Consider the following 23,210-nt stretch of genomic DNA (forward strand, 5'->3'; position numbering starts at 1 on the left):
GTGGTGTGAGAGGTCGGAAATTTCTCAGTTAGGGAAATTTCCTCCTACTCGATTATGACGAGATTACCAATTTATGATAGAATAGGGACAAGGCATTACTTCGAGACAACTTGTCCCGAAGTGGACGTTTTGGCGGAGAAGGCGATATAAAATATATATTATCTTCATTGCATTAGAATACACCGAATGCAATGATTTATTTTTGATTCCTGATATTATTGTAAGAGGAGGTGAGGTTATGGATTGGCAGAAGTGCATGAACCAAGCACTTGATTATATTGAAAATAATCTATCATATGATATTGATTATTGTGTAGCGGCAAAGATCATGAACTGCTCGGAGTGGGAGTTTCGTCGAATTTTTTCTTTCTTTGCTCAAATTTCATTATCCGAATATATTCGTCGCAGGCGATTAACTATGGCAGCAATGGATATTAAAAAAGGCGAAAAAATAATTGATGTTGCTATACGTTATGGTTATGATTCTCAAGCAGCTTTTTCAAGAGCATTCAGTCGAATGCATGGAATAGCACCATCCTTGGCTCGAGACGAGGAAGCAATGCTAAAAATATTTCCACGCCTAACCTTCAAATTAATATTAATGGAGGGAAATGGTATGGAGAAAAATCCTAGTCACAGAACAAATATTATAGGTGCGGGTGAAGTTGGTTGTGCTATTTCGGTTGATGGGGATAAGAATAATATTCATAAAACGAATAGTTCTTTTTGGGATACGAAAGGAAATGAGGTTATCGGAACAACTGCGCTTCCTAAGTATGGCGCATTTGTTTCAGAAGAAAAATGCCATCTTTTTGGCGATGTGTCAGAGAAAAAACTATTAGAAATAGGTTGCGGAACTGGTCATTCTCTGCAATATCATGGTGACCGTAAGGCTTCTGAGCTATGGGGTATTGATATTTCTGAAAAACAGATAGAAAAGGCTAAACAGCATTTAGAATCAAGAGGTTTTTTTGCAAAATTGATCTGTTCACCGATGGAAGAAGACTGTGGAATACCTCTTGATTATTTCGATTTTGTCTATTCTGTTTACGGTATTGGTTGGACTACTGATCTTGAGGGTACTTTTCGCCGGATTGCTTCTTATCTAAAAAAAGGCGGCATCTTTATTTTCAGTTGGTCTCACCCAATACATAAATGCGTTGCTGTAGAAAATGATTCGCTTTCTTTTAAAAAATGTTACTTCGATGAATCTTGGTATTCTGTATCTCTTGATGGAGGCGCAATATCTTTATCGGATCGCAAGCTATCAACTTATATCAATGCATTAACAAAAGCAGGACTTGCCATTGATGAAATGATTGAAGAATCAGATGATGAGATTATTCAACTAAAAAAGGATAGTGATTTTGCTAAAAAAGCTAAAATGCTTCCTGTAACATTTGTAATCAAAGCAAGGAAATTATAGCAATTTCTATTAGCTAAAAAGTGGTACACAAAAAGGGGCTTTGCCCCTCCTTTGGTTTCCTACAGCAAAACGGCGATATGCTACCTTTTGAAGTGACGCATATCGCCGCTTGTTGTTAATAGCCCGTTCCGGTCTGTGTGTAGTTTCTTGAAAACTGATCTAAGTGAAATTGTAAGTATCAATGATTTGTTGTATCGAAATATCGTAGAAAGACATAAAAATCTAAAGACATAAAAATCTAAAGACATAAAAATTTAAAAACAAAAATCCAAATACATATAAATCCCAATACATAAAAAACTAAATACATAAAAAACTAAATACATAAAAACTAAATAGATATTTATGAAAATAGATTGACTTAATATGGTTATATTGGTATAATCGAAGAAAACAATATGAATTAGGAGTGACTATGATAATGAAGGAAGTAACATTACGGTATTTTGAATTTATTGAGAATAAAAAGAAACAATGTACTGAAGAATATGAAAGCTTAAATAAGGATGATAGAAAGGATGAAGCAGATCTTGTAAAAATCAAAGAAAATATTTATGAAATATTCGAAGTGTTATTTAAAACTCATATAAATCAGCTTGAGAAGCTATCTATTCCAGGCGAAGAGAAATTACATAGATTAAAAGAGGATTTTTTAAAACGGTTCGATACAATCCCAAAGAGTTGGATAGCACGCCTTGAACTTGCAAAAAAGCATAATGATGTTGCAAATATTGTTATAGAAGAGTTAAAATTGCAAGTAGCGCAGGAGTTAAAAGAACAATTTCTTGCGTTATATTAATTATTGAAATTTAAGTTGACCTGAGAGTTAGAATATAGGGCATTAAAGAAATGTGAAAATCAGAGTTTTGTCTAAAAGTGAATTACTTTGTTTTTTACTGTTCAGAAATTGTACCTGCACCTCAAAGTTTGCAGGCTATGGAAAGGCATGGTTATTGATATGACAGAAAGCGATGCAATCAAATTATTTAAATCATTGGCGGATAAATCAAGGTTGATGATTTTAAAATCATTGGCAGAGCAGCCAATGTATGTAGAACTTTTAGCCAAGCGTCTTAATTTGACTCCACCAACGATATCGTTTCATCTTAAAAAATTAGAAGAAGCGGGTGTGGTAAATTCTAAGAAAGAACAATACTATACAATATATTCGTTAAAAGAATCTATCTTAAACGCTAAAATATTAGATATTATTAAAGAAGAATCTAGTGAGAAGGAAGTTCAAGAGGAACGGGAAGAGCAATATCATAAGAAGGTAATTGAAAGTTTCTTTGAGTATGGAAAGTTAAAGTCAATTCCTGTTCAGAGAAAGAAGAAGCGCATCATCCTAGATGAGATAGCGAAAGCATTTGAATCTGGTAGAATTTACACGGAGAGAGAAGTCAATATAACAATCGCGGATTATCATGATGATTTTTGTACTATAAGAAGAGATATGATATCGGAGAAAATTTTGACCCGAAATGAAAAGGGGTACCAATTAATAAAAAAAGATTAGTGTTATGTTTTTCATAATATGAAAGCATACTTCACGAACTTTTCCTTGTCATGTTGAGAGACCATTACACATTAATAGTGTAATGGTCTTTTTACTAGGGAAGGAACGTCGATTTTAAAGATTCTACTTTACAAATTTCTCGAAGTTGATTAATATAGAATAAGATATATTTGGTAGAATTCTGTGCTGTAATGAATACAACGGAAGATAGCAGAGAACGAAAGAAACATAATGGAGGTCGTATAAGAATGGGTTTCTTTAAAGATTTCATTAAAGGCCTTAAAAAGTCTGGTAGTAAATCGGAAAAGGAAAAGAAAGAAGAAGCCTTCAATAGGCAAAACATCGAGGACGAAACACCTGGTGTCATAAAAGATGTCATTGAAGAAGATTCTGCAGAGGAGAAGTCAGAAGACTTAGGATTAGAGGAATCTGCTACAGAACTTTCTGAAGATGAGATAGATCAGGAAATCATGGATCCGACAGAAGAATTGTTAAATTCGGAAGCTGCTTTATTGGGTGAAGAGCCGTTAAATGTACATATGGAAGGCCAAAAAGAGCAGACACAGAGTGCCCGGCGTGAATCCTCGAATGAAGAGACTAAAAAAGAGGAAGAAATAAAGGAACGAAAAGAAACTGGAGATGGAGAGAATACCATGGTAGATTTTGAAGAGAGCGTTGTTGATGAAGAATTATTGGACACGTTATTGAATGAAGAAGAGAAAGCACCAACGGATAAAATGGGAAATACCGGACAGGCTAAGAGAGGTTTATCCCCAAATGATAGGGATGCGGTTACGGTTATTTCGAAAGGTACAACGATTAATGGTAGTATAGTCTCAGATTGCTCCTTAAATATAATGGGTACGGTAATTGGTGATATTGAGTGCCAAGGAAAATTATCTATCACTGGACGTATCACTGGTAACTCTATCGCTTCTGAGATTGAAATCAATTCCAAACGTTTAGAAGGTAGTGTTAATAGTGAAGGTAACATTAAAATCGATCCAGGCACTGTTGTTATTGGAGATATAACAGCATCTAGTGGTCAAATTGCGGGTGCTGTCAAAGGAGAGGTTGATATTAACGGGCCAGTTCTATTAGATGCTACTGCAATAGTAAAAGGGAATGTGAAAGCAAAATCCATGCAGATGAATAATGGTGCTGTTTTGGAAGGATTCATTTCCTTAGCCTATGCTTCCGTTAATGTTGAAGAAGTATTTAAAGAAAAATAAGGTTTCTCAGTAGAAGAGGGTAGAAATCTATTTTCGAATATGGTAAAATTGCTGTGACTGTTTGGGAAGCAGTAGAAAATCGCATGCGAAATCATCGATGTGTGCAACAAAGACATGAGAGGTAGCATAATATGAAATCCTATAATAGAGTATTATTAAAACTTAGTGGAGAAGCACTTGCTGGGGAAAAGAAGACAGGCTTTGATGAGGCAACTTGTATCGAAGTAGCAAAGCAGGTAAAGAATTTAGTTGACGATGGAATCGAAGTAGCAATCGTTATCGGAGGAGGAAACTTCTGGCGCGGACGTAGCAGTGAGACCATTGACCGTACGAAAGCTGACCAAATTGGGATGCTTGCAACAGTGATGAACTGTATTTATGTATCGGATATTTTCCGTTATGTAGGTATGGAAACAAAAATCTTTACACCATTTCAGTGTGGCAGTATGACTGAACTATTTAGCAAGGATAAAGCAGTAGAATGCTTAAAGAAGAAAGAAGTTATCTTCCTTGCAGGGGGTACAGGTCATCCGTATTTTTCAACGGATACTGCAACCGCACTTCGTGCAATTGAGTTAGAGACAGATGTCATCTTAATGGCTAGAGCAGTGGATGGGGTTTATGATAGCGATCCAAAAACAAATCCAAATGCAAAGAAATACGATACGGTATCTTATCAGGTATTACTTGATAAAAAACTGGCAATCATGGATTTAACAGCTACTGTTATGTGTATGGAAAATGAGAAGTCATTACTTGTATTTTCTCTTAATGAGGAAAATAGTATTGTCAATAATGTAAAGGGAAATTGTACAGGAACTGTGGTAACCGTATAATAAATATCGGTACAATGGATGTAAAATAGTAGGAGGTCTTTTTTATGAATGAAAAAATTAAACCTTTTGAAGGTAAAATGCAGAAATCATTAGATTCGTTAAAGGAAGAATATGTAGGCATTAGAGCTGGTAGAGCAAATCCACATTTACTTGATAAATTAAGAGTAGATTATTATGGTACACCTTCCGCTATTCAGGCAGTAGCAAATGTCTCTGTTCCTGAAGCGAGAGTCATTCAAATTCAACCATGGGAATCAAAGTTAATCAAAGAAATTGAGAAAGCAATTCTTGCTTCTGATCTTGGCTTAACACCAGGTAATGATGGAAAAGTAATTCGTCTTGTATTCCCAGAGTTAACAGAGGAACGCAGAAAAGACCTTGTTAAGGATGTTAAGAAAAAGGCTGAGAACACTAAGGTTGCAGTACGTAACGTTCGTCGTGATGCGAATGACGCAATTAAGAAGCTTGCAAAATCAAATGAAATCTCCGAAGATGAGCAAAAGCAAATCGAAGATGAGATTCAAAAGATTACAGATAAATTCATTGCCGAAGTTGATAAAGTAATGGAAGATAAATCGAAAGAGATTCTTACAGTATAATTATTATTGAGACAAAAAAATGTTTCAATAATCGATTTACGGCGTAAAGAATACGCCTTTCATCAGAAGTTTGAAAAGAACTTTTGATCAGCAATAATATAGGACGTATAAGACTTTTTAAGGTCCGTACGTCCTATTTTAAATTTAAGATAAGTAGTTTACTGCAATCGAAAGGAAGGCAGGCATAGAGTTTAATGGATGCAAAATTAAATGGATTAAAGATACCAAATCATATTGCCATCATTATGGATGGTAATGGACGTTGGGCGAAAAAAAGAATGATGCCACGTAATTATGGGCATAAAGCCGGTAGTAAAATCGTGGAGGATATTTGTAGAGAGGCTTATAACATCGGTGTTAAGTATGTGACGGTATATGCTTTTTCTACAGAGAATTGGTCAAGACCACAATCGGAAATTGATACGTTGATGAAATTGTTAAGAGATTTTTTATCAGAGTGCTTAAATAAAAGTAAAAAGAACAACATGCGAGTACATGTTATTGGAGATATCACTAAATTAGAACAATCGTTACAAGATACTATTGTAAAGCTTGAGGAAGTAAGTGCGAGTAACACAGGACTTTGTTTTCAAGTTGCATTAAACTATGGTGGACAAGATGAAATCTTACGAGCAACAAGAAAAATCGCACAGGATGTGAAAGATGGAAAATTATCCATTGAGGATTTAAATACAGAAGTTTATGAGGATTATTTGGATACCAAAGGAATTCCAGCCCCAGATTTATTGATACGTACCAGTGGTGAGCAACGTTTGTCTAATTTTTTATTATGGCAGCTTGCTTATACAGAGTTTTATTTTCCTGAAGTTCTTTGGCCAGATTTCAATAAAAAAGAGCTTATCAAAGCAATAGAGTTCTTTAATGGCAGAGAACGAAGATACGGTGGTGTGGGCTGAAATACACAATAATACAATCAGAAAAGGTGCAATAGCACCAGAATAGAGGTTATAATGAAGGATCAAACTTTTTTGGTACGGTTTCGTAGTTCCTGTATTTTAATGATAGTTACAATAGCAGCAATGATTTTAGGTGGAGAAGTTTTATTTGCTTTACTTCTTGCGATTTCATTAATTGGTATGATGGAATTATATCGAGTGCTTAAGATGAATAAGAGTATTTTGGCATTTTCAGGTTATATTTTTTGTATCCTCTTTTATATGCTAGTGTATTTTAATAAAACAGAACTGATTTTTCCGTTACTAATAGGATTTCTGTTGGTATTAATGGGGGTATATGTATTTTCATTTCCTAAGTTTCATTCAGATCAGGTAACTTTAGTATATTTTGGTCTTGTTTATGTAGGAGTTATGTTATCGTTTATTTACAGAGTTCGAATATTGGAGAATGGTTTTCTACTTGTGTGGATGATCTTCATTGGTGCTTGGGGATCAGACACTTGTGCCTATCTTGTTGGTAGAAAGATAGGAAAACATAAAATGGCACCAATTTTAAGTCCAAAGAAATCGGTCGAAGGATTGTTTGGAGGGATTCTTGGAGCAGCTTTGATTGGCTTTCTATTTGCGACAATTTTTAAAGGTCAATTAACATCAATTTCAAATCCCCAAGTAAGTTTTGCTATTATTGGTGGTTGTTCAGCGATGATATCTACGATAGGCGATTTGGCTGCTTCTGCTATAAAGAGAAATCATGAAGTAAAAGATTATGGAAAGTTAATACCTGGACATGGCGGAATACTGGACCGATTTGACAGTATAATTTTTACCGCACCGATTGTATATTACCTACTTCAAGTGTTATAATGAATAAGCGCAATGCTCAATGCGTTGTTTTATATGCGCACTAAACGAACATAGATTGGAGTTACTATGAAGATAATATCAGTTTTGGGATCTACCGGTTCTATAGGTACACAGACCTTAGAGGTGGTACGAAATAATAAGGACTTACAAGTGTCTGCACTTGCTGCGTCATCCAATATTCAATTATTGGAGGAACAAATCAGAGAGTTCCATCCGAAACTTGTTTGCGTATATGATAGGGATAGGGCACTAGAGCTAAAGAAAAGAATTTCTGACTTAGAGGTTATTGTTGAGGCAGGAATGGATGGTCTTATCGCATGTGCTACAGAAGAAAGTGCTGACATTGTAGTCAGTTCTGTTGTTGGTATGATTGGAATCAAACCAGTAATGGAAGCAATCTTAAGGGGAAAAGACATAGCGTTTGCAAATAAAGAAACATTAGTAACAGCAGGGCATATCATTATGCCGTTGGTAAAGAAAAAAAACGTAAATTTATTACCAGTAGATAGTGAACATTCAGCGATTTTTCAGTGTCTTCAAGGAAATGAAGCCTCTACAGTTAGTCGAATTATCCTAACTGCTTCTGGCGGACCATTCCGTGGGAAAAGCCTTGCACAACTTAAGAATGTGAAGGTGGAAGATGCCCTAAAACATCCTAATTGGTCGATGGGACGAAAGATTACCATAGATTCCGCTACTATGGTAAATAAAGGCCTCGAAGTGATGGAAGCTCATTGGTTATTTAACGAGCCACTCGATAAAATTGAGGTTGTGATTCAGCCACAAAGTATTATACATTCTGCAGTTGAGTTTGAAGACGGTGGAATTATAGCTCAGCTTGGAACACCGGATATGAAATTACCGATTCAGTATGCGCTTTATTATCCTGAGAAGAGAAGATATCTTCCGGGAAAACGCTTAGATTTCTTTGATATCGGTCAGATTACCTTTGAAAAACCGGATATCAATAACCTACCAGGGTTACGTTTGGCATATGAGGCGATGAGTACTGGCCATAGTGTTCCAACAGTGTTTAATGCAGCCAATGAGCTAGCGGTTGCAAAATTCTTAAATCGTGAAATATCGTTCCTTTCGATTACAGAATTAATAGAAAAATCGATGGAAAATGTTGCGGTAGTGAAGAAACCTACCTTAGATGAAATTCTGAATGTGGAACAGGAAACATATGATTTTATAGAAAGAGAGTGTGTGAAGTCAAATTATCATATTTAATTGATTACTCACATGCTAAAGAAAGGAAATTTACTGGATGAAAATTATTGTAGCATTGTTAATATTCGGAGTCATCATAACATTCCATGAATTGGGACACTTTTTGTTGGCGAAGAAAAATGGTATTGTTGTGACGGAGTTCTCCATTGGAATGGGGCCTCGTCTGTTTAGCAAGGTTTATCATGGCACTAGGTATTCGCTAAAGTTGTTACCAATCGGTGGCTCTTGTATGATGCTAGGAGAAGATGAAATTAATGATAATGAAGGAGCGTTCAATAATAAAAATGTATGGGCGCGTATCTCCACGATATTTGCTGGACCGTTATTTAATTTTATCTTAGCATTTTTACTTGCATTATTTGTAGTTGGAATGGTAGGCTATGATCCAGCTCGAGTTGTCAATGTACCTGAGGGTAGTGCTGGTGCAAATGCAGGACTACAAGTAGGGGATATCATCACCGAGATTGATAGTGAAAATGTTGTATTCGCCAGGGATATTTCAACGCATTTTGATTTCAAACCAATTAAGTCACAGAACCCAATCACAGTTAAATTTAAGAGAAATGGGGAAAAGTTATCAACAACCTTAATACCAGACGCTGAAAAACGATATATGCTAGGTATTTCTTATTCTCCAGATTCTCAAGGAGAGGCTCAGATTACTTTATTAGAGAACTCTGCTTTTAAAGATGCTGGAATAAAAAATGGCGATGTTATAACAGCGGTTAACGGGACTGAGATTAAGACTAGTGCAGATCTTAGTTCTTATCTAGGAAGTCATCCGCTTGATGGAACTGCGCTTTCGGTTACCTTTACACACAACGAAAAGTCCAATACAGTGAATGTAACACCACGTATGACAGAATGGTATACCATTGGATTTAACTATAACCAAGGATATGAAAAAACAGGTGTTTTTGGTGTTGTCCGCTATAGTATTTCAGAAGTTCGTTACTGGATAGAAACAACAGTTAAGAGTCTTGGTAAACTCTTTACTGGTAAGGTTGGAGCAGATGAACTAGGAGGACCGGTACGAATTGTTAGCGAACTTGGTAATGTAGTAGATGCAAAAGAAGACATTGGTATTAAAAATGTTATTATCATACTCTTTAACTGGGGCATTTTATTAAGTGCAAACCTTGGAGTAATGAATCTCCTACCTATTCCAGCACTGGACGGAGGAAGAATAATATTCTTAATCATAGAAGCGGTTCGTGGAAAGCCACTAGATAGAGAAAAAGAAGGCTTTGTTCACATGCTTGGTTTTATTGCTTTGATGATATTAATGGTATTCTTATTCTTTAATGATATTAAGAATGTTTTCTTTTAGAATTTAACCTTATCAGAGAAGTATCCCTCTTCAATTAGTAAGGGACTTACCTGTTTTAAAATGCCACGTAATGGCAATGAGGTTAAGTGCAAGTAGAGTAAGTGGATTTCAAATATCCGCTTTACGTGCGATTTGATTTCATCACCGTGTTTTGTACCTAATAACAATTGTACGCTTAAAACAAGAAAAAGGACGCTTTGCGAACTTTTTCTTGTTAAATTAGAAGTTTATAATGCTTTTTATTTCAAACAATTTTGTTATGAATAGAAGTTTGAAATGTTTTTATATCAAACAAATTTGAATTAAAACTTGAAGTACTTCTTATTTCACAAAAACTTGTTATTAACCATAACTTTTGAGCATGTTTTCTACCGATATAGTGAGAAAGAATTCATTATAAGATTCGGTGGTTTAGAAAAGAGGATATTATGTATCGCGATAAAACAAAAGTAATCACCATAGGAAATCGAAAGATTGGTGGAGGTAATCCAGTCTTAATTCAGTCTATGACAAATACAAAAACGGAGGATATTGCTGCTACTGTAAATCAGATATTGGAACTTGAGGAAGCAGGCTGTGATATTATTCGCTGTGCAGTTCCTAACATGGAAGCTGCAGGAGCACTAAGGGAAATAAAGAAGAAAATTCATATTCCTTTGGTTGCTGACATCCATTTTGATTATCGCTTAGCAATTGCTGCCATGGAGAGTGGTGCAGATAAGATTCGTATTAATCCAGGGAATATTGGAGACATAGAACGAGTAAAAGCAGTTATCGATGTCGCGAAGGATCGTAATATTCCAATCCGTGTTGGAGTAAACTCTGGCTCCTTAGAAAAACATATTGTAGATAAATATGGACATGTAACTGCAGAAGGTCTAGTAGAGAGCGCGCTAGATAAAGTTCATCTGATTGAAAAACTAGGCTATGATAATATGGTAATTAGTATTAAGTCATCGGATGTTCTTATGTGTGTGAAAGCGCATGAATTAATCGCTCAAAAGGCAAATTATCCGCTACATGTTGGAATTACGGAGTCGGGTTCAATCGTTGCAGGTAATATCAAATCATCGATAGGTCTTGGATTAATTTTAAATCAAGGAATCGGTGATACCATTCGAGTTTCCTTAACAGATAAGCCACTCGAAGAAATTCGATCAGCAAAGATTATATTAAAAACATTGGGATTACGAAAAGGTGGCATAGAAGTTGTATCATGTCCGACCTGCGGCCGTACTCAGATCGATTTGATTGGTCTTGCAAAACAAGTGGAAGATTTAGTATCTAACTATGATTTAGATTTAAAAGTAGCGGTAATGGGATGTGCAGTCAATGGTCCTGGAGAGGCAAAAGAAGCGGACCTTGGTGTAGCAGGCGGTAAAGGTGTCGGATGCATTATTAAAAAAGGAGAGGTTATCCGTACAGTACCAGAGGAATCTTTATTAGCAGAGCTTAAGAAGGAATTGGATAGCTTTATATAATCGATAGGAAATAAGTTGAAAATTATATTTTCAATTTATTTCCTTTATAGTTTTTAGCTTGTTAACTAACAGTTAATATTCAGAACTGAGACTATTATATACAAGAAAAGGTATGTTCACGTAATTTTTCTTGTCAAAAGGTGTAAAGCACCAGAATGGATGTTATTATGTTATTTTTTGAAGTGTTTGATACACTGAATGTAGAAAATGAAATTTATGAATTATTCTCCGATATCAGCGTATTAAAAGCGTTGGTATCGAAGAATAATGGTAATGTTCATATCTACATACAGAGTACACATCTGATTAGTAGGAAACAAATAAAAATGATGGAATTTCAGCTACAAAAGCAGCTTTTTTCATCAACCAAAAGTCGAGTTAAGTTGATAGAAAACTATCAACTTTCTTCGCAATATACCCCGGAGTCTTTATGGGATATGCACAGCGAGAATATTTTAGAAGAGCTGAATGATAATAGTGTCATGAACTATAATATTCTTCGAATGGCAGAGATTTCTTTTGACGGTTTTAAAATGATAATAAAGCTTCCGGATACGTTCTTGAATCAGAAAAAGTCTGAGGAAATTAAAGTGTTTTTGGAACCAATGTTTGAACAACGGTTTTGTATTCCTGTCGATCTTCGATTTGAATTTTATGAACTCATTGAGGAAGCAAAAGAGGAAGAAGAGTATCCGCAAGTACGAAGAGAGAAAATAAAACAAAATGCGGTTCAGTCGATGGAAACAAGTGGAGAAGTTAGCGATGAGATTCGTTCTGAGATTCCATTTGAACTGTCTTCTTCGAATAAGCGTGATGATAATCTTGTCGGAAGAGAAAGCTTAGAGAATAAGTCAGAGCTTAACATAGGGAAGAAAGAAGAAAAGAAACAAATAAAAGAAGATAAATTCTCGCAACCAGAAAAGAAGAACAGCGCGTATGATAAAGCAAAGGCATATAAAAAGAAGCTTCCAGATGATCCAGATATTATCTATGGTCGACCATTTGAGGGAGATTCCATACCAATTAAGGATATTCAAGAGGAAATTGGTGAGGTTGTAATTCGTGGAAAGATTTTATCTACAGAAGAAAGAGAATTACGAAATGAGAAGTTTTTAATTTCCTTTAATGTAACTGATTTTACGGATACAATTTCGGCAAAAATCTTTGTTCGATCAGAAGAGATTGAGGATATCCGTGGTCAAGTAAAAAAAGGTATGTTTATCCGTATGAAAGGTATGGCTCTATACGATACGTATAGTCGTGAGATTACTATAAATTCTATTATAGGAATAAAAAAAATTCCAAGCTTTATTGAAAGAAGAGTTGACCGATCGGAAAATAAACGTGTAGAATTACATGCTCATACGATGATGAGTGATATGGATGCGGTGGTAGATCCAAAAGCACTTGTAAAAACTGCATTTGAATGGGGACATAAAGCGGTTGCGATTACCGATCATGGTGTTGTTCAGGCCTTCCCAGAAGCGTCTCATGCAATTAATCCAAAGGATTATAAGGATGATGAAGAAAAGATGCAGCGTGCGAAGGACTTCAAGATTATCTATGGTATGGAAGCTTATGTTGTAGATGATATGAAGGATATCGTTCAGGGAGAGCGTGGACAAGGCATAGAGGATACTTGTGTAGTTTTTGATATCGAGACCACTGGTTTTAGTTCTATAAAAGATAAAATCATAGAAATTGGTGCTGTAAAGATACAACAGGGTACCATTGTTGACCGTTTCTCGACATTTATTAATCCTGAAGTACCGATTCCATATCATATACAGAAGTTAACAAGTATTACAGATGAGATGGTAATCGATTCTAGAACCATTGAGGAGATACTTCCTGAATTCTTAAGTTTTTGTGAGGGCTGTTATTTGGTGGCACACAATGCTTCCTTTGATATTGGATTTATTACAAAGAAAGCGGAGTTTCTAAATATTCCTCTTGAAGTAACTTCAGTTGACACGGTGGGGCTAGCCAGAATCTTATTAAATCACTTAAATAATTTTAAGTTAGATACGGTAGCCAAAGCCTTAAATATCTCTTTGGAAAATCACCATCGTGCGGTAGATGATGCAGGATGTACCGCAGAAATCTATTTGAAGTTTTTAGAAATGCTTCGTGAACGTGGTATAGAAACTTTAGCTCAGATTAATAGTGCAGAAGAGGTTACCGCAGATGTTATTAAGAGAATGCCAACCTATCATGCGATTATCTTGTGTCAAAACAATATAGGGCGAGTAAATCTGTATCGAATGGTAAGCTATTCTCACATTAATTATTTTCAGCGTCGACCAAGAATACCTAAGTCTGTGCTTATGAAGTATAGAGAAGGTTTATTGATTGGTTCTGCGTGTGAGGCAGGTGAGCTCTATCAAGCCTTCCTTAGAAATTCTTCCGAAGGAGAGATTATTAGACTCGCCAAGTTCTATGATTATTACGAAATACAACCGCTTGGAAACAATCAGTTTATGATTGAAAGTGATAAGATAGATATTAGCTCTGAAGAGGAATTAAAAGAGATTAACCGTAAAATCATCGCGTTAGGAGAGGAATATAATAAACCAGTAGTCGCTACTTGTGACGTACATTTCCTTAACCCAGAGGATGAAGTTTACAGAAGAATTATCATGGCTGCAAAAGGGTTTTCTGATGCAGATAACCAGGCACCTCTTTATTTTAGAACAACGGAAGAGATGTTAGAAGAATTTAGCTATCTTGGGAAAGAAAAGGCGGAAGAGGTTGTAATTACGAATACAAATAAAGTCTGTGATATGATTGAAAAGATATCACCAGTCCGTCCGGATAAATGTGCTCCTGTCATTGAAGACTCGGATATGACACTTCGTAATATCTGTTATGAGAAAGCACATTCCATGTATGGCCCAGAACTTCCTAAAATTGTAGCGGAACGATTGGAACATGAGCTAAAATCGATTATTAACAACGGTTTTGCTGTAATGTATATCATTGCACAAAAGCTGGTGTGGAAGTCGAATGAGGATGGTTATCTGGTTGGTTCCCGTGGTTCTGTTGGTTCCTCCTTTGCAGCTACGATGTCGGGTATTACAGAGGTAAATCCGCTTCCTGCCCATTACTACTGTCCGAATTGTCATTTCTCTGATTTTGAGTCAGAGGAAGTAAAAGCGTTTGGTTCCAGTTCAGGATGTGATATGCCAGACCGTGATTGTCCTGTTTGTGGACAACCGTTAGCTAAGGATGGACATAACATTCCGTTTGAAACGTTCCTTGGATTTAATGGAGACAAGGAGCCAGATATCGATCTTAACTTTTCAGGAGAGTATCAGAGTAAGGCACATGATTATACCGAAGTTATCTTCGGTAAGGGGCAGACCTTCCGTGCTGGTACCATAGGTACGCTTGCGGATAAAACAGCATTTGGTTATACCAAGAAGTATTATGAAGAGAAGAGCGTGCATAAGAGGGTCGCAGAGATTAACCGTATAGTGGAAGGTTGCGTCGGGGTACGAAGAACGACAGGACAGCATCCTGGTGGTATTATCGTTCTACCATTAGGAGAAGAAATTTACTCATTTACTCCGGTGCAACGTCCTGCTAATGATATGACAACGAAGACGGTTACGACTCACTTTGATTATCACTCCATTGACCATAACTTATTAAAGCTAGATATTCTCGGGCACGACGATCCTACCATGATTCGTATGCTTGAAGATTTGACAGGAATTGATGCGAAGACAATCCGAATGGACGATCAGAAGGTTATCTCTTTGTTTAAATCGACCGAGGCCTTAGGAATAAAACCAGAAGATATCGGTGGCTGTGACCTTGGTAGTCTAGGTCTTCCAGAGCTTGGTACCGACTTCGTTATGCAGATGTTACGAGACACGAAACCACAGAGTTTTTCGGATATGATTCGTATTTCCGGTCTATCCCACGGTACGGACGTATGGTTAAATAATACTCAAACATTGATTGCGGAAGGAAAGTGTACTCTTTCCACTGCGATTTGTACCCGTGACGATATTATGACTTATTTGATTAGTCAAGGTGTTGAGAATGGTCTTGCCTTCAAAATCATGGAGAGTGTTCGTAAAGGAAAAGGGCTTACTCCAGAGATGGAGGAAGCTATGGTTGCAAATGGAGTACCAGATTGGTATATCTGGTCTTGTAAACGTATTAAGTACATGTTCCCAAAGGCACATGCTTGCGCGTATGTTATGATGGCATTTCGTATTGCTTATTTTAAAGTATATTATCCGCTTGCTTATTATGCTGCTTACTTTAGTATCCGTGCCACAGCATTTAACTATGAGTTAATGTGTCTTGGAAGGGAGCGGCTTGATTATCATATGGCGGAATATAAGCGTCGTATGGGATCAAATGACCCTGCTCAGAAGTTAACGAAGAAAGAAGAAGATACGCTAAAGGACATGAAAGTAGTACAGGAGATGTACGCTAGAGGTTTTGAATTCTTACCAATTGATGTCTATATAGCAAAAGCACATCATTTTCAGATAATTGATGGCAAATTAATGCCAGCTTTAAGCACCATCGATGGTCTAGGCGATAAAGCTGCGGATCAGGTAGTCGAAGCTGTTAAGGATGGAAAATTCCTGTCAAGAGATGATTTTAAAACAAGATGTAAAGTCAGTGGAACAGTGGTTGATCTGATGGGTGATTTGGGGTTGATGGGAGATCTACCAATGACCAATCAGATTTCCTTGATGGATTTTCTACAATAGAGTTCAATAGATTTGATTTAGAGGTAGGGCAAATGCTCTACCTCTTTTTCTGTGAGATGGGGAATGTAGTTAAGTAGCACATGATTAGTGATTTGCAGAAAAATGAAAAAGAAAGACCTATATTTTGGTTATGGATATAAAAACTCATATGAAACCGATTACATAATTATCTTAGGAAAAACATGAAAAATGATATAAAACACTTGAACACTTATTTTTTGAGCTTTTATCCAGAAATTGTACATGATTCGTATTTATGCAATTAGTACAAATAATAAAGTATAAACATTAAAAATATGAACAATAAGTAAAAATCAGTTGACATATATAGGGATAAATAGTAATATATGAATATGAAAAGGGTTTCATACATGTCGAAATGCTTATTTAATAGTAAAAATGCACAACTGACAGAAAATGGAACTGAAAAAATAAGGAGGAGTAAAAGTGAAAAAAAGAAAATCAGCTACCATTCAGTCTATTCCTATAGTGAATAAGAAAACTTTCTGGCAGAATGTAGTGAAGTACCGTATTTTGATACTCATGTGCCTGCCGGCAATCATATTTTTCTTTGCGTTCAGCTACATGCCATTACCGGGAATTTGGGTAGCATTTGTAAAGTATAATTACCGTTTGGGAATATTTAATAGTCCTTTTATAGGACTGAAAAATTTCGAATTCCTGTATACGTCTGGGAAGTTGTTTGAATTGACCAGGAATACGATATTATACAATTTAGCGTTCATTATATTGGGAAATTTGGCAGCTATTATTATTGCAATCCTTTTAAATGAACTAAGAAGCAAATGGTTCAAAAAAGTTTCGCAGACCATGATGTTCTTACCTTATTTTATCTCTCATGTATTGGTAGGCTTTCTAGTATACAACATTCTCAATTATGATACCGGTTTTGTAAATACCATTCTAACCAATTTTGGATTGGAAAAATGGGCACCGTATTCCGATGCGGGGGTTTGGCCAGTTATTCTTGTCATTGTACAGCTGTGGCAGGTCAGTGGATACAATTCAGTTGTATATTTTGCAGCAATTATGGGAATTGATTCTGAGATCGTTGAAGCAGCAAGGGTGGACGGGGCGAATGGCTTCCAAAAGATTAAGTATATCATTTTACCGTCCTTAAAGCCTACGATGATTATTTTGCTTCTGTTTGCAATGGGTGGTATTGTGAAAGGTAACTTTGGACTATTCTATAATATTATAGGGTCAAATTCATTGTTGTACCCAACAACCGATATCATTGAAACTTATGTATACCGTGCAACCATTACGCACTTTAACTTCTCTACTGCATCGGCTATAGGGCTATATCAATCCTTAATAGGATTCCTTATGGTCATGGGATGTAACTTTGTAGTTAAAAAAATAGACAAGGCCTATGCGTTATTCTAGGAGGTAATAAAGAATGTCTGATACATCTAAAGTAAAAAAAGGAGTAAAAGTTAAGCTGGATATTTCAGATAAGATTATCCGAAGTATTGGATACTTTGTGGCAGGCTTTTATGCAATAGCTTGTGTAATTCCGTTCCTTCTTATCGTGGGAACTTCCTTTAGCTCGGAAGCTGTGGTGCGTATATCCGGTGTATCGCTGATACCTAAGGATTTTACGACCTATGCATATAGCCTAATTTTTCAAGGCGGAACCGTTTGGGGGTCTTACATAGTAACAATTGTTATGACGGTCCTTGGTACATCACTCGGACTATCTATAATTGCCATGACTGGTTATGCATTACAAAGAAAAGATTTTCCCTTTCGAAATGGGATTTCCTTCTACATATATTTTACCAGCTTATTTTCTGCAGGTCTCGCACCTTATTATCTGTTAATGACCCAGACCTATCACCTAAAGGATAGTTATCTTGCGGTATTTCTACCGTTATTGATGACCCCATGGCTGATTATCTTGATGAAGAATTTTGTGAAGGATATTCCTCATGAGATAACAGAGTCTGGTAAGATAGACGGAGCCGGAGATATGAAGGTATTCGTATCCCTTATTCTTCCGATGCTAAAGCCTGCGCTGGCAACGATTGGACTGTTTTTAGCAATCGGGTATTGGAATGAGTGGTATCAATCATCCCTTTTCTTGAGTTCAAGGGTAAAGTATAGGCCTTTACAGTACAATCTATATGAGGTTATCAATAAAGTACAGATGCTTCAAAATTCTGTCGCAGGATCACATGTTATTTTGCAAAATATGCCTACAGAAACACTTAAGATGGCAACTGCAGTAGTTTCTACTGGGCCGATTATTTTCCTTTATCCGTTCGTTCAGAAGTACTTCATCAGCGGTATTACCGTTGGTGCGGTCAAAGGCTAACAGGATGTGACTAAAAGATGTTAATTCTGTTATGGAATTTACATAAATTTTAATATCAAAGGGAGGAATTAAAATGAACAAATTTGGCAAAAAGACTCTAAGTTTTTTGTTAGCAGGCATTATGGTTCTTAGTTTAACGGCCTGTGGTGGTTCAAAAAAGACAGCAACGGATCCAAGCGCTACAGGGAAAACAGATCCCGTAGTAACTACTGGCAAGGGAGATACTGCTTCAAAGATTGATACTTCCGAGCATGTAAAGATTGTATATATGACAACAGGTGACCCAAAGAGCAATGGAGCTACCGAAGCGATGCTAGAGAAACTGAACAAGATTTTGACAGATAAAGTAAATGCAGAACTTGAGATTTATTACATAGGATGGACGGATTACCTTTCCAATTACAATTTGACTTTGGCTCAGATGGATGGGTCTGTAGACCTTGTAGGAACAGCTACTGACTGGCTGGACGCATGGCCGAATGCACAAAATGGTGCTTTCTTAGAACTCAGCGAAGATATGCTTGCTACCTATGCACCACAGACCTACGCACAGGTTCCTGCAGAAGACTGGGATAAATGTAAATTTAACGGGAATATCTATTTAATGCCAGAAGATAACTTTACCCAGTGGACGAATCACGGTTTTATCTACCGTGGCGACTGGGCAGCAGAAGCAGGGCTTACAAATGGTGTACATAACTGGGAGGATATGACAACCTATTTTCAGGGCGTGAAGAAAAATCATCCAGATGTAATTCCATGGGACAGTAACGCAAAACAGACCATAGAGATGCCGGTAGGCTGGATGACTTCTCATACGAACTTCGTACCTACTGAGGGTATAGTTGCAGGCAGAATCTTCGGCGGAACCAAGGATAATTTATATACATTAGGATCCCCATTCTATGAAGGTGATGAATTAATAGAATTTGCTAAATACATGAAGCAGTGGGATGAAATGGGTGTTTGGAAAACAGATGTATTAAATAATGAAGCAGCGAAAGCAGAAGAAGAAATGTACCTTGGTCAATCTGCGTCTACCCAGCATCATACGAATACGTGGCTTACGGATGTTGGTTTTAAAATGAATACGAATCAACCAGGTTCCGACACTAGCTTCTTCTGGTTTGGAGAAGAGATGGGCAATGTCGTAAGTTTAAACATTACCCACGGAGCGATGGCAGTTTCCGCAGCTTCCAAAAATCCAGAAAGAGCGTTAATGGTATATGATTTGCTTAGAAATGATCCCGAATGCTACAAACTGATTAACTATGGAATTGAAGGCGTTCAGTACGAAATGACACCAGAAGGCTACATGAAACAGCCAGAAGGTTATAGTACTGATAAGGATGAAATTGTTACCAACTACTGGTGGGGAAGAAATGATTCTCTAGAACTTAAGTTAGAGGGAAGAAGCTGGGATAAATATGACGCTCTCTGTGCGGAATATGACAAGGTTAAGATACAATATCCTTATGGACAGTTTATTCCAGATATGACCAACATTCAGGCGCAAGTTGACAATATCAATGAAATTCATACCAACTATATGAAACAGATAACATACGGCAAATATAAAGGTACAGCAGAAGAGATTGTTGCTGAATATAGAAAAGCATTAAAGAATGCTGGCTTTGAAGAAGTATTAAGTGAATTACAGACTCAGATGGACGCATTATATAAATAAACACATTTGTAACCGGATTGAATCTAAAAAGACTGAATGTGATGCGGAATGCTTCTGAACGGAAGTGTTCCGCTTCACTTATGAAGGAGGACAGAAATGCAACAATTTGATATAAGAGATGATTTTTATCTGAATGGAGAGAAATTTAAGATTATATCCGGTGCAATCCATTATTTCCGTATAGTTCCGGAGTATTGGCGTGATCGACTGGAAAAATTGAAAGCAATGGGGTGTAATACAGTAGAAACCTACGTGGCATGGAATATGCACGAGCCTAAAAAGGGGCAGTACTGCTTTGAAGGCATGTTAGATTTGAAACGCTTCATCTTACTAGCACAGGAGCTGGGATTATATGTGATTGTAAGACCATCTCCATATATTTGTGCAGAGTGGGAACTTGGCGGACTTCCAGGCTGGTTGTTAGCAGAGGATGGCATGAGATTAAGGGCTTGTTATGAACCTTTTCTTAAACATGTCAGAGATTATTATCAGGTTCTGTTTCAGATTCTTGCCCCTCTCCAGCTACCTTATGGTGGACCGATAATTCTAATGCAGGTAGAAAATGAATATGGGTATTACGGAGAAGATCACAATTATATGGAAACAATGAAGCAGATAATGCTTAACAATGGGGTGGTGGTTCCTTTCGTAACTTCTGACGGACCAAACGATGAGTCCTTATCCTGTGGTTCTACGAAAGGGGCACTTCCTACAGGGAATTTTGGATCTGGAACAGAAGAAAGATTTCAGATATTGAAAAAATACACAGATGGGGGCCCTTTAATGTGTACAGAATTCTGGGTGGGTTGGTTTGATCACTGGGGAAATGGTGGACACATGACAGGTAATTTGGAACAAAGTACAGTCGATCTTGATAAGATGCTAGAGCTAGGAAGTGTGAATATCTATATGTTTGTTGGAGGTACTAATTTTGGCTTTATGAACGGCTCAAATTATTATGATGAACTTACTCCAGATGTAACTTCCTATGACTATGATGCTGTTCTTACAGAAGCTGGGGACTTCACTATGAAATATTACAAATATCGTGATGTGATTGCAAAATACACTACCATTCCGAAAGTGAATTTTTCTACTAAGATTGTGAAAAAGTCCTATGGCACATTGGAGATTAAGGAAAAAGTAGGGCTTTTTGAGACTCTGTTGGATTTAGGAGAGCCTATCTATGACACTTTCCCAAAACCTATGGAGAAACTTAATCAGAATTACGGATATATTCTTTATCGTTCTAGATTAGAGAGAGAACAGGGGATTGATAGTATCCGACTTCATGGGGCTAATGACAGGGCTAATATCTTTCTGAATCAAAAAATGATTGCCACACTCTATGACAGAGAACTTCTTGAGGAAAAAAAAGTTGAACTGCCGATAGAAAAAGGAGCACAGCTCGATATCCTGGTAGAGAATATGGGACGTGTGAATTTTGGTCCTCGGATGGAGAACCAGAGAAAAGGAATTGCACAGTGCGTACAGATTAATGGACATATGCACTATAATTGGGAACATTATTGTCTACCTCTTGATAATCTTGAGAAACTTGATTTTGCAAAGGGTTATACCGAAGGTGCACCAGGATTTTATAAATTTTCTTTCGAAGTAGAAGAGGTAGGAGATACATTCCTTGATTTTGAGGGATGGGGAAAAGGTTGTGCCTTTTTAAATGGATTTAATCTTGGTAGATACTGGGAGATGGGACCTCAAAAACGTCTTTATATACCAGCACCTTTGTTAAAGAAGGGATGGAATGAGATTATTATGTTTGAAACAGAAGGCAAAGTAAGAAGCACGATAGAATTAAAGGATGAATCAGACGTCGGTTAATGAGTGTAGATAATGGAAACAATGTGGAAAACACGGAAGAAATGGGATATAATAAAGCAAATCTACCTTGAATAGATTTAACTATTTCAAAGATTAATAAATTAAGAATTATATCAAGGGGTTATAACATATGGAAAAAGATAATATCAGCATTTATACAATTGCAAAGGAAGCAGGTGTTTCACCGGCTACGGTTTCGAGAGTCCTAACCGGAAATGCCAGAGTGAGTGAAGAAAAAAGGGAAAAGATTGAGGCACTGATTAAGCAGTATGACTTTAAGCCTAACGCTCTAGCAAGAGGGCTTAGTAATATCGAAACTAAAATCATAGGCATTCTGGTTTCAGATATTCGAAATCCTTTCTATGCTACCATGGTTGTGGAATGTGAACGCTATGCGATTGCCAACGGTTATATGTTAATGGTTTGCAATTCGCTTGGTAGCAATAGCCTGGAGCATGATCATATCGATAAGTTGGCTTCTCAAAAAGTAGACGCTATCATACAAATTGGCGGAAAAGTAGATGAACTGGTTTCTGATGAACAGTATGTAGAGATGATTAATAGCATAGCAAATAAGATGCCAATTTTGATTACTGGTAAACTAGATGGCGCAGATTGCTATCAAGTGAACATTGATGAAGGTCAGGCAATGGAAATCGTACTAGAATATTTAATACAAAATGGCCATCAAGAAATTGCACTCGTGGGGGGACGGGCGGATGTAAAATCCACAATGGATAAGCGATTTCGTTACAGACAGATTATGAGAAAATACGGGCTGACCATACGAGAGGAATATATCATTAGTGGGAAAACCTACGATATAGAAGGTGGCTATGATGCTATGAAGGAGTGGATGAGTAAAGACTTTCCAATGCCTTCGGCCATTATTGCTATTAATGATTTTACGGCGGTAGGTATTATTCGTTTTTTAAAGGAACACGGACTTTCCATTCCTAAAGATGTCTCAATTGCCAGTTTTGATAATACCTATATGACCGAAGGTTGTGAACCAAATCTTACTAGTGTAGGTTATGATTATAAAGCTTTTGGTGAATGTTTAATCAAGACAGCCATTGCAGCAATTCATAAGGAAGAACCGCCAAGAACTCAGCTCATTAAGTCTAAGCTATATGTCAGGGAATCTTGCAGGAAGTTTTGAGGGGAATA

The 23,210-nt window shown here is 36.8% G+C and carries 17 protein-coding genes; all 17 read left to right on the forward strand.

Annotated elements, in window-relative coordinates; genetic code table 11:
• Nucleotides 1–238: 238 nt before the first annotated feature.
• The 17 genes from RTP52_RS17880 (at nt 239) to RTP52_RS17960 (ending at nt 23,202) form a co-directional block, all read left to right on the forward strand.
• Nucleotides 239–1,426 (forward strand): methyltransferase domain-containing protein, encoded by a 1,188-nt coding sequence (locus tag RTP52_RS17880; RefSeq protein WP_312372751.1) that lies wholly within the window; start codon nt 239–241, stop codon nt 1,424–1,426.
• 415 nt (nt 1,427–1,841) lie between these two features.
• A complete protein-coding gene (locus tag RTP52_RS17885) occupies nt 1,842–2,225 on the forward strand; it encodes a hypothetical protein (RefSeq protein ID WP_312372753.1) in 384 nt (127 codons plus the stop codon).
• Between the two features lie 147 nt (nt 2,226–2,372).
• A complete protein-coding gene (locus tag RTP52_RS17890) occupies nt 2,373–2,942 on the forward strand; it encodes a DUF2087 domain-containing protein (protein WP_312372754.1) in 570 nt (189 codons plus the stop codon).
• Nucleotides 2,943–3,190: 248 nt separating this feature from the next.
• Nucleotides 3,191–4,174 carry a bactofilin family protein gene (locus tag RTP52_RS17895; protein WP_312372755.1) on the forward strand — a complete coding sequence of 328 codons (984 nt, stop codon included), beginning with the start codon at nt 3,191–3,193 and terminating at the stop codon, nt 4,172–4,174.
• Between the two features lie 131 nt (nt 4,175–4,305).
• Nucleotides 4,306–5,010, forward strand: coding sequence for a UMP kinase (gene pyrH, locus RTP52_RS17900; RefSeq protein ID WP_312105754.1), 705 nt, complete (start codon nt 4,306–4,308; stop codon nt 5,008–5,010).
• A gap of 44 nt (nt 5,011–5,054) precedes the next feature.
• Nucleotides 5,055–5,609, forward strand: a complete 555-nt coding sequence (gene frr, locus RTP52_RS17905) for a ribosome recycling factor (protein WP_312105752.1) — start codon at nt 5,055–5,057, stop codon at nt 5,607–5,609.
• Between the two features lie 194 nt (nt 5,610–5,803).
• Nucleotides 5,804–6,526, forward strand: a complete 723-nt coding sequence (locus tag RTP52_RS17910) for an isoprenyl transferase (RefSeq protein ID WP_312372757.1) — start codon at nt 5,804–5,806, stop codon at nt 6,524–6,526.
• Nucleotides 6,527–6,580: 54 nt separating this feature from the next.
• Nucleotides 6,581–7,390 carry a phosphatidate cytidylyltransferase gene (locus RTP52_RS17915; RefSeq protein WP_312372758.1) on the forward strand — a complete coding sequence of 270 codons (810 nt, stop codon included), beginning with the start codon at nt 6,581–6,583 and terminating at the stop codon, nt 7,388–7,390.
• A 66-nt stretch (nt 7,391–7,456) separates the two neighbouring features.
• The gene (locus RTP52_RS17920) at nt 7,457–8,623 is read left to right on the forward strand and encodes a 1-deoxy-D-xylulose-5-phosphate reductoisomerase (protein WP_312372760.1); all 1,167 of its coding nucleotides are present in this window, start codon (nt 7,457–7,459) and stop codon (nt 8,621–8,623) included.
• Nucleotides 8,624–8,660: 37 nt separating this feature from the next.
• Nucleotides 8,661–9,953, forward strand: a complete 1,293-nt coding sequence (gene rseP / locus RTP52_RS17925; protein WP_312372761.1) for an RIP metalloprotease RseP — start codon at nt 8,661–8,663, stop codon at nt 9,951–9,953.
• 428 nt (nt 9,954–10,381) lie between these two features.
• Nucleotides 10,382–11,434 carry a flavodoxin-dependent (E)-4-hydroxy-3-methylbut-2-enyl-diphosphate synthase gene (ispG, locus tag RTP52_RS17930; protein WP_312372762.1) on the forward strand — a complete coding sequence of 351 codons (1,053 nt, stop codon included), beginning with the start codon at nt 10,382–10,384 and terminating at the stop codon, nt 11,432–11,434.
• 167 nt (nt 11,435–11,601) lie between these two features.
• Complete coding sequence (locus tag RTP52_RS17935) at nt 11,602–16,170, forward strand: PolC-type DNA polymerase III (protein ID WP_312372763.1); 4,569 nt, start codon at nt 11,602–11,604, stop codon at nt 16,168–16,170.
• A 447-nt stretch (nt 16,171–16,617) separates the two neighbouring features.
• Nucleotides 16,618–17,580 carry an ABC transporter permease gene (locus RTP52_RS17940; RefSeq protein ID WP_312372764.1) on the forward strand — a complete coding sequence of 321 codons (963 nt, stop codon included), beginning with the start codon at nt 16,618–16,620 and terminating at the stop codon, nt 17,578–17,580.
• A gap of 13 nt (nt 17,581–17,593) precedes the next feature.
• Nucleotides 17,594–18,511, forward strand: a complete 918-nt coding sequence (locus RTP52_RS17945) for a carbohydrate ABC transporter permease (RefSeq protein WP_312372765.1) — start codon at nt 17,594–17,596, stop codon at nt 18,509–18,511.
• Between the two features lie 73 nt (nt 18,512–18,584).
• Nucleotides 18,585–20,198 carry an ABC transporter substrate-binding protein gene (locus tag RTP52_RS17950; RefSeq protein WP_312372766.1) on the forward strand — a complete coding sequence of 538 codons (1,614 nt, stop codon included), beginning with the start codon at nt 18,585–18,587 and terminating at the stop codon, nt 20,196–20,198.
• Between the two features lie 96 nt (nt 20,199–20,294).
• Complete coding sequence (locus RTP52_RS17955; RefSeq protein WP_312372767.1) at nt 20,295–22,040, forward strand: glycoside hydrolase family 35 protein; 1,746 nt, start codon at nt 20,295–20,297, stop codon at nt 22,038–22,040.
• Nucleotides 22,041–22,170: 130 nt separating this feature from the next.
• Nucleotides 22,171–23,202, forward strand: a complete 1,032-nt coding sequence (locus tag RTP52_RS17960) for a LacI family DNA-binding transcriptional regulator (RefSeq protein ID WP_312372769.1) — start codon at nt 22,171–22,173, stop codon at nt 23,200–23,202.
• The last annotated feature ends 8 nt before the right edge of the window (nt 23,203–23,210 follow it).

The organism is Lachnoclostridium sp. (assembly GCF_031997925.1).
Taxonomy (GTDB): domain Bacteria; phylum Bacillota; class Clostridia; order Lachnospirales; family Lachnospiraceae; genus Lachnoclostridium.